This is a genomic window from Kitasatospora sp. NPDC088351 (genome assembly GCF_040685575.1).
GTDB lineage: Bacteria > Actinomycetota > Actinomycetes > Streptomycetales > Streptomycetaceae > Kitasatospora.
The window spans coordinates 14443-27819 of sequence record NZ_JBFBIL010000041.1 but is presented as its reverse complement, the minus strand read 5'-3'; the positions used below and the strand labels follow the sequence as shown (position 1 = coordinate 27819).

Here is a 13377-nt window from a genome sequence, read left to right as displayed (position 1 = left end):
GCCGGCGCGGCCGGGCCCGGAGGTCCGCCGACGGCAGGTGAACCGTCGGGCCCGGCCGGGCCGTGACTACGGAGTGGAAGCGTCCGTGGCCCTGTCGGCCGGGCGGTTCCGCCGACAGGACTGCATGCGGAGCCGAGGAGCTGCGGTGGGCACGAGCACAAGTGGAAACGGGGCTCAGGGCGGGGCGGCGAGCATTCAGCTGCCCTCGGTGGCCTGGGAGATGGAGGAGAGCGGCGGAGCGGGGCCGGTCGCGGTGGCGAGCGCGACGCCGCCCGCCGGGGAGACGGCCGCCCCGGTGGCCGCTGCCCCGGTGGCCGCAGCCGTGGCCGCCCCGGCCACCGTGCCGCACTACGGGCGGGTCGCCGCCGTGCCGCCGATGGCCCCGCCGGGCCCGGCTCCCGCACCCCCGGCGCCCCCGATGACGCCGCACGCCGTCGGCCCCGGCCCGGTCGAGGCGCCCGCCGGGCCCGAGCCGGCCGAACAGCCGGGCCGCCGGGCACGGTTGAAGCGACCGGTGTTCGTGGCCGCCGCCACCGCGGGCGTGGTGCTGATGGGCCTGCCGTTCCTGATGGCCGGCAGCGGCCGGGACGGTGACAAAACAGTGGACGGCGCCGGGCTGAGCCAGGCGGACCAGCCGCTGGCCGAGGGCCCCGAGCTCGGCGACCCCACGGTCTCCGCGTCACCCACCGATCCGGCCGATCCCACCGCGCCCGGTACCCCGGGCGCCGAGGCGCCCACCGACCCGGCGCCGGCCCAGGACCCGGCCCCCGGGACCACCGCGCCGCAGGGGACGGAGGACGGGACCGCGACGGTGCCCGGCACGACTCCCGGCACGACGCCAGGTACGGCGCCCGGCGCGGCATCCGGCACGAACCTGAACTCGCTCGCCCGGCCCGCCAACCCGCCCGCCCAGGGCGCAAAGCCGCCGACGACCGGTGGCACACCCGGCGGATCGGCCCCGCAGCAGCCCGCGCCCGGCCAGCCCGCCCCGCAGCAGCCGGCGCCGCAGCAGCCCGCCCCCGGCCAGCCCGCGCCCCAGCAGCCCGCGCCCGGCCAGCCGGCGCCGCCGAAGCCCCCGGCCGCGCCGAGCTTCAGCGCCGTCAACTGCGGCAACTCCGCCGCCGGCTACGCCCAGTACGGCTGGTGGGAGCAGGGCACCACCGGCTGGACGATCAACTCGGCCGGCGGGTACTCCGGTTCGGGCTGCAACGGCAAGTACGCGGCACTCCCGATGTCCGGCTCGGCGACCAAGGACGACGGCAACTCGGTGGTGTGGACCTTCACCACGGCCCCGGTCACCAGCGGCACCTGCCGGATCTCCGTCTACGTCCCGAACAACAGCGACCGCAAGGCCGTCGGCGGCAAGCCCGCCTACTACACCGTCCAGAACAGCTCCTCGCCCAACAGCGGAACGATCGGCTCGTTCAGCGTCGACCAGACCGCGAACCGGGGCGGCTGGGTCACCGCGAGCGGCACCTTCCCGGTGAGCGGCGGCCGGATCGCCGTGATGCTGCACTCCAGGGGCATCGACTGGGGCGGCGGCGGCGCCGACAAGGCGCACCTCGCGGCCTCCGCCGTCCGCGCGGACTGCACCGGCTGACCGCTCCGCCACCCCGGCCGCCGTGCGGCCGGGGCACCGGCGGGACGCCGCCGACCACCACCACTGGAGCAACGGAAAGGAAGGCCACGCCATGTCGCGCCACGTGCTGACGGTGTGCCCGGAGCAGCGGGACGGCCCGTACCGCACGATCGGCGACGCCCTGACGGCGGCCCGCAGCGGGGCGGTGATCTCGGTACGCCCCGGCCGGTACGAGGAGAACCTGGTGATCAGCAAGCTGGTCACCATCACCGCCGCGGAGGCCCGGGGCAGCGTCCGGATCACCGCCCGGCGCGGCTGCGTGGTCCAGGTCACCGCCGAGGCGGTGCAGCTGACCGGCCTGATCCTGCAAGGGCAGGACGAGGAGATGCCCGCCATCGACGTGCCGCGCGGGCAGGCCGCCGTCCAGGACTGCGAAGTGGTCGGCAGCTCCTGGACGGCCCTGCTCACCCGCGGGGACGGCACCCTGGCGATGCGCGGATGCCGCGTCACCAACCCGGCGGGCGCCGGCATCGTCGAGACCTCCAGCGGCACCAGCATCATCGAGGACTGCGTGATCGAACACCTCGGCAGCTCCGCGGTGGTGATCGGCGAGCGCGCCAACCCGCTGCTGCGCAACTGCGTGCTGCGCGATGCGCGCGGCAACGGCATCTGCGCCAACGGCGACGCCCGGGGCACCTTCGAGGGCTGCGAGATCTCGGTCACCGACAAGCCCGGCATCGCCCTGGAGGAGCGCAGCACCACGCGGTTGGTGCGCACCGCCGTCCGCGACACCACGATCGGCATCTACATCAGCTCCTCCGCCCAGGTCGTCCTGGAGGACTGCACCGTCACCGCCACCTCCGGCCACGGCATCGCGCTCGCCGCCGGCACCGACCCGCTGCTGCGCCGCTGCCGCGCCTCCCGCACGGCGGGCCACGGCATCCACGTCACGGCCCGCTCGCGTGGCACCTTCGAGGACTGCGAGGTGGACGGCGCGCAGGGCACCGGCATCTGGGTGGGCGAGTCGTCCGGCCCGACGCTGGCCCGCACCGTCGTCCGGGACTGTGGCACCGACGGGGTGGAACTGACCGGCGACAGCTCCGCCGACTTCGACCGGCTGGAGGTGCGGGACGTCGCCGGCACCGGCGTGCTGATCACCGACGGCGCCAACCCGCGCCTGCGCCGGGTCGCCGTCCACCGCGCGAAGGGCGACGGCATGACCGTGCTCCGGGACGGACGCGGGCAGTTGGAGAACTGCGAGGTGCTGGACGCGGGCCGGGCCGGGCTCCGGTTCGCCGAGGGTGCGGACACCCGGGTCGGCGCCACCGTGGTGCGCGGCGCCGGTGGGTCCGGTGTGCTGCTCGGCCGGGTCGGCACGGCGACGCTGCGCGACTGCGAGGTGTCCGGATCGGCCGAGGACGGCATCACGGCCGAGGACGGCGCCGAACTGACCTGCACCAGGGTCCGGGTGACCGGCAACCGCCGCCACGGCGTCCGGATCGGGGCCGGGGCGCGGGCCGTGCTGGCCCAGCTCACGGCGGCGGAGAACATCGGCGACGGCGTGCGGACCGACTCCACCGAGGCGGTCCGGCTGACCGGCTGCACGCTCTCCCGCAACCGGGGCTCCGGCCTGCGCCAGAGCGAGCCGAGCGAGCGGCTCGCCCTGGAGGAGCTGGTCAGCGAGGAGAACGGCCTGCCGGACGCGCACGGCACCGCCACCGCCGGCTCGGCGCCCGCCCACCGGGCGGCGCAGCCGGCCGGAGCCGCCCCCGGCCCCGGCCACGGACCCGCCGGGGAGCCCGCCGCCGAGAGCGCGCCCGCGCAGTCGGCCGCCGCGGCCGGCCCGCTGGAGGTGCTGGAGTCGCTGGTCGGTCTGGCCGGCGTCAAGGAGCAGGTCGCCACCCTGGTCAACCTCAACAAGCTCGCCCGGCGCCGGGAACTGGCCGGCATGCCCGCGCTGCCGATGAGCCGCCACCTGGTCTTCGCCGGGCCGCCCGGCACCGGCAAGACCACCGTCGCCCGCCTCTACGGGAGCATCCTCGCCGAGCTGGGCGTGCTGCGCAGCGGCCACCTCACCGAGGTGGCCCGCGCCGACCTGGTCGCCTCGATCATCGGCGGCACCGCGATCAAGACCACCGAGGTGTTCAAGGAGGCGCTCGGCGGGGTGCTCTTCCTCGACGAGGCCTACACCCTCTCGGCGGGTTCGGGCGGCAGCGGCCCGGACTTCGGCCGGGAGGCGATCGACACCCTGGTCAAGCTGATGGAGGACCACCGCGACGACATCGTGGTGATCGTGGCCGGCTACTCCGGCGAGATGACCGACTTCCTGGCCTCCAACCCGGGCCTGGCCTCCCGCTTCAGCCGCACCGTGGAGTTCGCCAACTACGAGGTGGACGAGCTGGTCACCATCGTCGAGCGGGCCGCCGTCGGGCACGGCTACGAACTGGCGGACGGCGCCCACGACTCCCTCACCACGCTCTTCGAACGGATGCCCAGGGGAGAGGACTTCGGCAACGGCCGGGCGGCCCGCAAGGTGTTCGAGGAGATGGTCGACCGCCAGGCGACCAGGCTCGCGACCCAGCCCGAGATCTCCGACGAGGACCTGGCGCTGCTGCTGCCCGAGGACGTCGCCGCCGAGGACACCGCCCCGCCCGAGGCCAAGCGGGACGGCACCGAACTGCTCGCCGAACTGCGCGCCATGGTCGGCCTGCCCGCCGCCAAGGAGCAGGTCGAGGACCTGGTCAACCTGATCCGCCAGGTCCGCCGCCGCGAGGAGGCCGGGCTGCCCACCGCCACCATCAGCCACCACCTGGTCTTCGCCGGGCCGCCCGGCACCGGTAAGACCACCGTCGCCCGGCTGTACGGGCAACTGCTCGCCGAACTGGGCGTGCTGCCGGGCGGCCAGCTGATCGAGACCGCCCGCTCCGACCTGGTCGGCCGCTACGTCGGCCACACCGCCCAGCTCACCAAGGAGGCCTTCGACCGGGCGCGCGGCGGTGTGCTGTTCATCGACGAGGCGTACACCCTGACGCCCCGGCACGGCGGTGGTGGCGACTTCGGCCAGGAGGCGGTGGACACCCTGATGAAGCTGATGGAGGACCACCGCGACGAGGTGGTGGTGATCGTCGCGGGCTACGACGACGAGATGCGCCACTTCCTCGCCTCCAACCCGGGCCTGGCCTCCCGCTTCTCCCGGCAGGTCGACTTCGGCCACTACAGCGACGCCGAACTCGTCACCATCGTCGGCCGGCACGCCGACTCGGCCGGCTACACCTGCGCGCCCGAGACCCTGGCGGCGCTGGAGCAACTGTTCGCGGCCGTCCCGCGGGACCGCACCTTCGGCAACGGGCGCTTCGCCCGGCAGACGCTGGAGGGCATGATCACCCGCCAGGCCGGCCGGCTCGGCCGGCTCGACTTCGCCGACGTCTCCGAGCTCAGCCTGCTCCTGCCGCAGGACATCGCGGTGGACCGGCTCGGCGTCACCGGCGGGCCCGGCGGCGCGGAGCGCCCGGACAGCGGCCCGCAGTGGCCCGGCAGCGGCGGATGACCCGCCCGGCCCGCGCAGGCGGTCCGGCGACGGCGGTGTCCTCGGCCCTGGCGCTGTCGGCGGCGGTGGCCCTGCTCGGCCCGCCGGCGCCCGCCCGGGCCGAGACCCCGGCCCCGGACGATCAGGCGGCGGTCACCCAGACCCTCCCCGACTTCCGGCAGAGCGGCTGCCGCAAGCCCTCCGCCCGGGCCGCCCAGGGGACTCCCTGGGCCCAGGTCTACCTGCGGCCCGAGGCCGTCTGGCCGTTCGGCCGGGGCGCCGGGGTGACCGTCGCCGTGATCGCCTCCGGCGTGGACAACGGCTCCGGCATGCTGGCCGACCGGCTCCGGCTCGGGCCCCGGCTGCACGGCCAGGGCGACGCGGGCCGCGACTGCGTGGGCCACGGCACCTTCCTGGCCGGACTGATCGCCGGCCGGCGTACGCCCGACGGTGGCCCGTCCGGCCTGGCCCCCGAGGCGAGGGTGCTGGCCGTGGCCGTCACCGACGACGCCGGGAGCACCACCCCCGAACTGCTCGCCCAGGGCATCCGGGCGGCGGCCGACGGCGGCGCCCGGGTGGCCGTGGTCGGGGTGCCCGTGGCGGCCCCGAACCCGGCACTGGCCGAGGCCGTCGCCTACGCGGCCACCAAGGGCCTGCTGCTGGTCGCCCCCGCCGGGCCCGACGGCCAGAGCACCAACGGCGCGGTGTACCCGGCCGGCTACCCCGGCGTGCTCGCGGTGACCGGCGTCGGCGCGGACGGCGCCGTGGCCTCCGGGGCGGCCACCGGCCCGGGGGTGACCGCCACCCGTGGCGGGCGGGTGGACCTGGCCGCGCCCGGCGGCGCCGTCGGCGGCTTCGGGCTGGGCGGCGGCTACGCCACCGGCTCCGGGCCCAGCTATGCCGCCGCCCTCGTCGCCGGCGCGGCGGCGCTGCTGCTCTCCCGCACCCCGGACCTGACGGTCGACCAGCTCGTCCAACGGCTGGAGTCCACGGCTTACCAGCCCGGTTCGGCCCTGCCGGACCCGGCCCTCGGCTGGGGCACCCTGGACGTGGTGGCCGCCGTCACCGCCCTGCCCGGCGGCGGTGGGGGCCAATCGCCGGTTTCGGCCGATCCGGTCACGGTGCCCCCGCCCGCGGACCCGACCTCCGTCGAACGGGCCTCGGCGCTCGCCGCGGCCGCCCTGGGGGCGGCGGTGCTGGTCGGCCTGGGCGCGGTGGCCGTGGGGCTGGGCCGCCGGCGCGGCCGGTGCCCGGGGTGACCCCGGCGGGCGGGTGTGGAACCCGCTGGGGGGACCGGACCGCCGCCGGTCCTTCGTCCGGTCCAACGCCGCGCCCCCGGCCCGCCAACGCCGCGCCCTGATCTTCGTTGGCGAAGCGTTGGTCCGGTGTTGGCGGTGGCTGGAAACGTCTACCGGGCAAGGGGGTGGGCCCATGCGAACCACCCGCCCGCCGTACCGACGAACTGCTGCGAGGGGCTCAACAGCCGTGGCCATCGACGCTACCGCTCACGCCAAGGACACCGCCAGGCCCGACCGGCCGGAGCGCGCCACCCTGGACCACCACACCTTGGCGGAGCTGTACCGCCTGCACGGGGGCTACCTGCTGCGGGCGATGCTCCGCGTCACCAGCGGGGACCGGGGCAAGGCCGAGGACATCGTCCAGGAGACCCTGCTGCGCGCCTGGCAGAACCCGGCCGCCATCCACCGGGGGGCCGAGCACAGCCGCCCCTGGCTGTTCACCGTGGCCCGCCGGATCGCCATCGACCACTTCCGGATGCAGGCCGCCCGCGCCCAGGAGGTCGCCGACGACGCCCCCGAGGAGCACGCCGGCACCCACGACCCGTACGACGAGGTGCTCGCCGCCCGGGACATCGCGGTCGCGCTCGCCGAACTCCAGCCCCACCACCGCGACGTCCTCGTCGAACTCCACATGAACGGCCGCTCGATGGCCGAGGCCGCCGCCGTCCTCGGCGTGCCCGTCGGCACCGTCAAGTCCCGCAGCTTCTACGCCGTCCGCGCGCTGCGACCGATCCTCGAAGCCCGCGGCATGGCGTCCGCCGGCTGACCCGGCGAGAACTCTCCGGACCGCCCCGTGCCACTCGCGTCCACCGGTCTGAACCGCGCGGCGGTCCCCGGCCGTAGAACGGGGTGGCGGTACCGCCGCCGGCGCCCGTCACCCCCGTGCGGGCGCCGGTTCCCCGCCCGGAGCCGACAACTCGCGCTCCGGGCAAGGCGGCTGACGGGCTGTCTCTCGCGGTCCGGTGAACCGGGCAGGCCCGTCCGTCCGTAGCTACAGCTGAAGGCCGCCGCTCGGACCAGGCCCTTGGCCCAGGAACTCCCGGCTTCCGCGCCCCGGCGGGATCCGGGCCCCCCGGCGCCCCGGCGGTGCCCTTGTGGGGCGCCGCCGGGGCGCTCCGCGTGTCGTGCGCCCCACACCGGGTCGGCCCGTCCGTTCCCGCCATCAGCCCAGGAGAGTCCCGATGCCCAAACACCGGCTCAGCCGCCGCCGACGGATCACGGTGGCCGCCACGGCGATCGCCGCCGGCGGCGTGCTCATCCTCGCGCAGAACGACGCCCCCGCCGCGACCGCCGACCCGCTCGGCCTCAACGCCGCCTCCGTCTACCTCGGCTGGGGCGACGCCCCGGACCCGGTCGCCGTCATGAAGGCCACCGGTCTGCGGCAGTTCGCCCTCTCCTACGTGCTCTCCGGCGGAGCGTGCGACCCGAAGTGGGACGGCTCCCGCGCGCTCACCGGCGGCACCGACGAGGCGAAGATCAAGCAGATCCGGGCCGCGGGCGGGGACGTCCTGGCCTCCTTCGGCGGCTGGGACGGTGCCAAGCTCGGCGAGCGGTGCACCACCGCCGCCGAGCTCGCCGCCGCCTACCAGAAGGTGGTCGACGCCTACGGTCTGAAGGCCGTGGACATCGACATCGAGTCCACCGAGCTCAGCACCCCCGAGGTCCGCAAGCGGGTCGTCGACGCGCTGAAGACGCTCAAGGCCAAGAACACCGGCCTGCGGGTCTTCCTCTCCTTCGCGGTCGACCCGACCGGCCCCGACAAGGACGGCGCCGACCTGATCGCGCTGGCCGCCAAGGCGGGCCTGGAGGTGGACGGCTGGACGGCCATGCCGTTCGACTTCACCGGTCACGACGGCACCATGGCGGCGGCCACCACCACCGCCGTCACCGGCCTCCAGCAGGCCGTCGCCGCCGCCTACGGCTGGGACGCCGACAAGGCCTGGCGGCACACCGGCCTCTCGTCGATGAACGGCCGCACCGACCAGAAGGGGGAGCAGTTGAGCCCCGCCGACTTCCGCACCATCCGGGACTTCGCCGCCACCCACCACCTCGCCCGCTTCGGCTACTGGGCGGTCAACCGCGACCGCCCCTGCACGGGGGGCGCGTACGACCCGGCGACGTGCAGCGGCGTCCAGCAGGCCGCGTACGACTTCACCCGGATCGTGGCCGGCTACCACGCCGACTCCCGGCCGGGGGACGGCGGCACCTCCTGCCCCAGCCCGTCCGCCACCAGCCCCGCGCCCACCGGCACGAACCGCTCCAAGATCCCGATCCCGACGGTGAGCACCGCCCGCCCGGCCGACGAGACCGGCGGCCGGGGCACGCTGGAGCCCGACCCCGTGCGGGAGACCGGGAGCCCGTCCCCCTCGGCGTCCAGCCGCGTCCCGTCGCCCACCGGTACGTCCGGCCGGACGGACTGCGCGAGCCCGACCGGGCACCCGTCGGGCTCCGCGTCCGGCACGGCCTCCGGTACGGCCTCGCCCACGGCGTCCGGCACGGCCGTGCCGACCCCCGGCCGGAGCTCCACGGCGCCGGGCGCCCCGACGTCCGGGACCGCCACCGCGTCCGGCGGCGCCGCGCCGGACGAGCAGCCCACCGGCGGGCCGTCGCCCGCCGAGGTCGTCGCCCCCGGCCCGGCGCCGACCGGCGGCTCGCTCGCCTCCACCGGGGCCAACGACGCCACCAACACCCTGCTCACCGTCTCGGGCGCCCTGCTGCTGCTCGGCGGCACCTTCGGTCTGATCGGCACCCGCCGGCGCGACCCGGAAGAGTCGGCGGCCGGCTGACCGCTGGTCACGGCGCGGCCCCGGTCCCCGCTCGGGACCGGGGCCGTTCGCCGGGCTCACCAGCCGAGGAGGTACGCGCCCCCGGGCAGCCCGTCGAGGACGGACTTGGCGGCCGTCTCCTCGTCCATCGCGGTGGTGTCCACGGCGTGCCGGTCCAGCGGTCCGGTGCCGGCCGGGCGGAGCGCGACGTAGTGCAGCGCCGCGCCGGTGGCACGGCTCTCCCGGCGGAAGGCGCCGAGGGCGGCCGGCTCGACCGCGCACTCGACCACCACCTGGTAGCCGGCCGTGGCGTACGCGAAGGCGGCCTGGGCGGTGGCGGCCAGCACGGTCTCGTTCTGGCGCCGGGCCTCCGGCAGGTGCGGTGGGACGAAGCCCTGACGGACCGCCCGCCGGAAGTCGTCGGCGCGCAGATGCACGCTCGGATGCAGCGCGTCCGCCAGCAGGGGTGCGACCGCGCTGTTCCCGGCCTCGGCCCCGGCCGGGTCGGAGAGGACGACGACGCCGCCGGCGCCCCGGCCGCCGCCGATCTCCGGCCCACCTACGGTCGTACGGTTCACAGCTGCTGATCCCTTCGCGGGCCGGGGTCGGAACGGGTGCGCGGAGGCCGGGCGGCCGGAACGCGCGGGTCGGTCGGACCCGGTGCGGACCGTCGGCCGCCTCGTTCCTACGATTGAATGCTTTCGGGATCAACCTAGTCCACGGCGGTACTCCGAGTCCTCTCCAACCGCTCCTCGGACCCCGGCGTGATCGGGTCGGTGAGCGCCGCCGGACCGTCCCACCCGGCCCCGACCCGGGCCCGAGCGATCAGGGCAGATCGCTCGACAGGCCCGGACGGCAGCCAGGTCGAGCTGTTCGAGAAGGGACGATGCGCCTGGGGCACGGCGCTGTTCATGCCGGCGGGTGTGATGCCGTGGGGCCGGGCGCGGTACCGCCATGGCGGCGGAGGTGGGCCAGGACGGCGCGGACGCGGCGGTGACCGCTGTCGCCGGCCGACAGGCCGAGTTTGAGGAAGACGTTGCCGATGTGTTTGTGGACGCCGTTGTCGGTGATGACGAGCCGTCGGGCGATGGCCGCGTTGTCGTGACCCTCGGCCATCAGCGCGAGGACCTCGCGCTCGCGTGCGGTCAGGGCATCGACGGGATCGCTGCGTGCGGCGAGGAGCTGGGCGATGACCTCGGGGTCCATGGCGGTGCCGCCGCCGGCCACACGGCGCAGTGCGTCGGTGAATTCCGCGACGCGGCTCACCCGGTCCTTGAGCAGATATCCGATGCCGCCCCGGGCGTCGGCGAGCAGGCGGCCCGCATATTCCTGCTCCACGTACTGCGACAGGACCAGGACGGGAAGTCCGGGACGGTCGCGGCGGGCCTGGACGGCGGCCCGGATGCCCTCGTCGCGGAAGCCCGGGGGCAGCCGCACGTCCACGATGGTGACGTCCGGTCGGTGGGTCTCGACGGCGGCGAGGAAACCGGGGGCGTCGGCCGCGATCGCGACGACCTCGAAACCCCGGGAGTTGAGCAGGAGTTCGAGCCCGGATGACAGCAGGACGTTGTCCTCGGCGATCACTACGCGCACGGCAGCCCCACGGTGATGACGGTCGGCCCACCCGGTGGGCTGCTGATCTTCATGGTGCCGTCCAGAGCGGCGGCGCGGCGGCGCATTCCGTCCAGGCCGGACCCTCGGGCGGCGTCCGCTCCGCCGGTCCCGTCGTCGGCGATCTCCGCGCGGAGCAGCGCGCCGTCGCGGGTGACGCGCACCGAGGCATGGGTGGCCCGGCTGTGTCGGGCGATGTTCGCCAGTGCCTCGGTGACGGCGAAGTAGGCGACCGCCTCGACCGCTGCGGGGATCTCACCGAGCGGGCCGATGTCGATGCGGGTCGGCACCCCGGCCCTGGTGGCCAGGGTGCCGAGCGCGCCGGAGAGGCCCTGGTCGGCCAGCACCGGGGGATAGATGGTGCGGATGACGGAACGCAGCTCGGTCATCGCGTCCTCGGTCTCGGCGTGGGCCTGCCGGACCAGAACGGCGGCCGCGGCGGGGTCGTCGGAGAGGCTTTCGCCGGCGACGGCGAGCCGCATCGCGATGGCCACGAGCCGGGCCTGGGTGCCGTCGTGCAGGTCCCGTTCGATCCGGCGGAGTTCCGCACTGTGCGCCTGCAGGACGTCGGCACGCGTCCGGGTGAGTTCGGTGACGCGCTCGACCAGTTGCTCCGCGGGCGATGGCGCCAGGACCGCGAGGCAGCACCGGGCGTGCGCCCGGGCGAGCGGCGGGAGGGCGATGGCGGCCAGTGCCGCCAGGAACACGAGATTCACCAGGCCGACCGAGAACGCGGTGCCCCAGCCGGTGATGGGAACGCTGAGCACGGGCAGCCGCGGCGCCGTGGGAAAGGCCCACCACAGCACCGTGACGACGGGAGTGAGCAACAGGCCGCCCAGGCAGAGCAGGGCGAGGGCGCCCGCCGGAAGACCGGTGACCACCTGCGTCACGAGCCACCCACCGTTGCGGCGGGCGGCGCGCGGACGCGGCTCGACCGACTGTCCCAGCAGCGCCCCGGCGCGCCGGCGATGCCGCTCCGTCCAGGGCTGCGCCAGCGACGGAACGCACAGCAGGGGCGCCGCCGCGAGCGTCACCGTCGCGGCCACCAGGGTGCCCAGCAGGTAACGCCCGCCGCGCCGCGTCCTGAGCCACCACGCGCGGGCCGCGCCGGGTATGCCGAGCACTTGTTTCGCTTTCCCTTGTCGCACAGGAGGATTGTGGGAGGCCCCACCTGATGCACCCTAGACAACCGGGCGGCCCTGCGGCACTACAGGTGGCTGTACCTTTCCTGCGGGAGTCCGTGGTAGCGACCCGCGACCCGACGCCTGCCTAGCGTGGCGGCATGAGATCCACAAGCCCGACCGCAGCGCCGCACCACCCGGACCCGTCCCTGCCCGACCGGCAGCACCGCCGCATCGGCAGACGGTGGTTGGCCGCGGCGGCGGCCGCCCTCCTCCTGGCCGGCGCGGCCGTTGCCCTCCGGCCGCCGGTCGACGCCGAAGCGACCGCGCCCGGATACGGGCAGGACGATCTGCGCCGGGACACCGACGCCATCCGGGCGCTGGGGGTCACCGGCGTCCAGGCACGGGTGACCACCGGCCCCGGCCGGGATCTGGTTGCCACCAGCGGCGTCGCCGAGGCGGGCACGGACCGCCCGGTGCCCCGCGACGGCTACTTCCGGATGGCCAGCACCGGCAAAGCACTTGTGGCCACCGTGGTCCTGCGACTGGTCGACGAGGGCAGGCTGGCGCTCGACGACACGGTGGACCGCCGGCTGCCCGGCCTGGTGGACGGCAACGGCAACGACGGACGCCGGATCACCATCCGTCAACTCCTCCAGCACACCAGCGGCATCCACGACGACGATCTCCCCGGCTTCACCACCCCGCAGGAGTACGACGAGCGCCGGTACGACACCTACACACCCCAACAGATCGTCGCGCCGGCGATGAGGCACCGCCCGGACTTCCCGCCCGGCACCGGGTGGAGGTACTCCAACACCGGCTACGCCCTGCTCGACATGATCATCGAGAAGGTCACGGACCGCCCCTGGCACCAGGAGGTCGAGGACCTGGTCCTGAAACCGCTCGGCATGGACCACACCTACCTGCCGGGCAGCACCCCCACACTGCGCCGGCCACACGCCGACGGCTACCAGGTCTTCCCCTCCGGCGAACGGGTCGACGTCACCGAGGTGATCCTCCCCGACCCCGGCGGCTACGTCTCCACCACCGCGGATGTCAACCGCTTCTTCCAGGCCCTGCTCGGCGGCGAACTCCTGCCCCGGGCACGGCTGGCCGAGATGCGGGACACCGTCCCGGTCAGCGAGGAGATCCAGGCGTTCTGGCCACACGGACGCTACGGCCTCGGCCTGGTCGGCCGGCCCCTGTCCTGCGGCGGCGGCTACTGGAGCCACGAAGGAGGCGACGGCGGCTACATCACCCTGAACGGCGCCACCGACGACGGCAGCCGCACCGTCACCGTCTCCATGTCCACCGCCCTGAACGACTCGCCCGACAGCGCACTCCGACAGGAGCGGGCCGCCAGTGACCTCGTCGACCACGCGCTGTGCGACACCCCCGGCAACGGGCAGGACACGTAACGGCCTTCCCCGGCCTTCGTGCGCCCCAGGGCCTGTACGGCGACCGCCGCCCCGGC

9 protein-coding genes are annotated in these 13377 nt (G+C 75.4%); 6 read left to right on the top strand and 3 right to left on the bottom strand.

The window, feature by feature from the left end; translation table 11 throughout:
* Positions 1-145 precede the first annotated feature (145 nt).
* From AB0P06_RS25480 to AB0P06_RS25460, 5 genes are all read left to right on the top strand, one after another.
* The gene (locus tag AB0P06_RS25480) at positions 146-1600 is read left to right on the top strand and encodes a hypothetical protein (RefSeq protein WP_363611108.1); all 1455 of its coding nucleotides are present in this window, start codon (positions 146-148) and stop codon (positions 1598-1600) included.
* Positions 1601-1691: 91 nt separating this feature from the next.
* Positions 1692-5126: a right-handed parallel beta-helix repeat-containing protein gene (locus AB0P06_RS25475; protein ID WP_363611106.1), complete on the top strand. Its 3435-nt coding sequence runs from the start codon at positions 1692-1694 to the stop codon at positions 5124-5126.
* A 35-nt stretch (positions 5127-5161) separates the two neighbouring features.
* The gene (locus tag AB0P06_RS25470) at positions 5162-6364 is read left to right on the top strand and encodes a S8 family serine peptidase (protein WP_363611104.1); all 1203 of its coding nucleotides are present in this window, start codon (positions 5162-5164) and stop codon (positions 6362-6364) included.
* A gap of 226 nt (positions 6365-6590) precedes the next feature.
* Positions 6591-7169 carry a sigma-70 family RNA polymerase sigma factor gene (locus AB0P06_RS25465; protein ID WP_363611102.1) on the top strand — a complete coding sequence of 193 codons (579 nt, stop codon included), beginning with the start codon at positions 6591-6593 and terminating at the stop codon, positions 7167-7169.
* 415 nt (positions 7170-7584) lie between these two features.
* Positions 7585-9189, top strand: coding sequence for a glycosyl hydrolase family 18 protein (locus AB0P06_RS25460; protein WP_363611100.1), 1605 nt, complete (start codon positions 7585-7587; stop codon positions 9187-9189).
* A gap of 56 nt (positions 9190-9245) precedes the next feature.
* Here AB0P06_RS25460 and AB0P06_RS25455 read toward each other — a convergent pair whose 3' ends face one another.
* From AB0P06_RS25455 to AB0P06_RS25445, 3 genes are all read right to left on the bottom strand, one after another.
* On the bottom strand, positions 9246-9746 hold the full coding sequence (locus AB0P06_RS25455) for a hypothetical protein (RefSeq protein ID WP_363611098.1): 501 nt from the start codon (positions 9744-9746) through the stop codon (positions 9246-9248).
* Positions 9747-10077: 331 nt separating this feature from the next.
* Positions 10078-10761, bottom strand: coding sequence for a response regulator transcription factor (locus tag AB0P06_RS25450; RefSeq protein ID WP_363611096.1), 684 nt, complete (start codon positions 10759-10761; stop codon positions 10078-10080).
* Positions 10752-11903, bottom strand: coding sequence for a histidine kinase (locus tag AB0P06_RS25445; protein WP_363611094.1), 1152 nt, complete (start codon positions 11901-11903; stop codon positions 10752-10754). The genes AB0P06_RS25450 and AB0P06_RS25445 overlap by 10 nt, the downstream gene beginning before the upstream one ends.
* A gap of 158 nt (positions 11904-12061) precedes the next feature.
* Here AB0P06_RS25445 and AB0P06_RS25440 point away from each other — a divergent pair, with 158 nt between their 5' ends.
* A complete protein-coding gene (locus tag AB0P06_RS25440) occupies positions 12062-13321 on the top strand; it encodes a serine hydrolase domain-containing protein (RefSeq protein WP_363611092.1) in 1260 nt (419 codons plus the stop codon).
* The last annotated feature ends 56 nt before the right edge of the window (positions 13322-13377 follow it).

Excerpts from the sequence above, each read along its gene's own strand:
- AB0P06_RS25440 (WP_363611092.1), top strand. The coding sequence starts at position 12,062 with ATGAGATCCACAAGCCCGACCGCAGCGCCGCACCACCCGGACCCGTCC.
- AB0P06_RS25475 (WP_363611106.1), top strand. The coding sequence starts at position 1,692 with ATGTCGCGCCACGTGCTGACGGTGTGCCCGGAGCAGCGGGACGGCCCG.
- AB0P06_RS25460 (WP_363611100.1), top strand. The coding sequence starts at position 7,585 with ATGCCCAAACACCGGCTCAGCCGCCGCCGACGGATCACGGTGGCCGCC.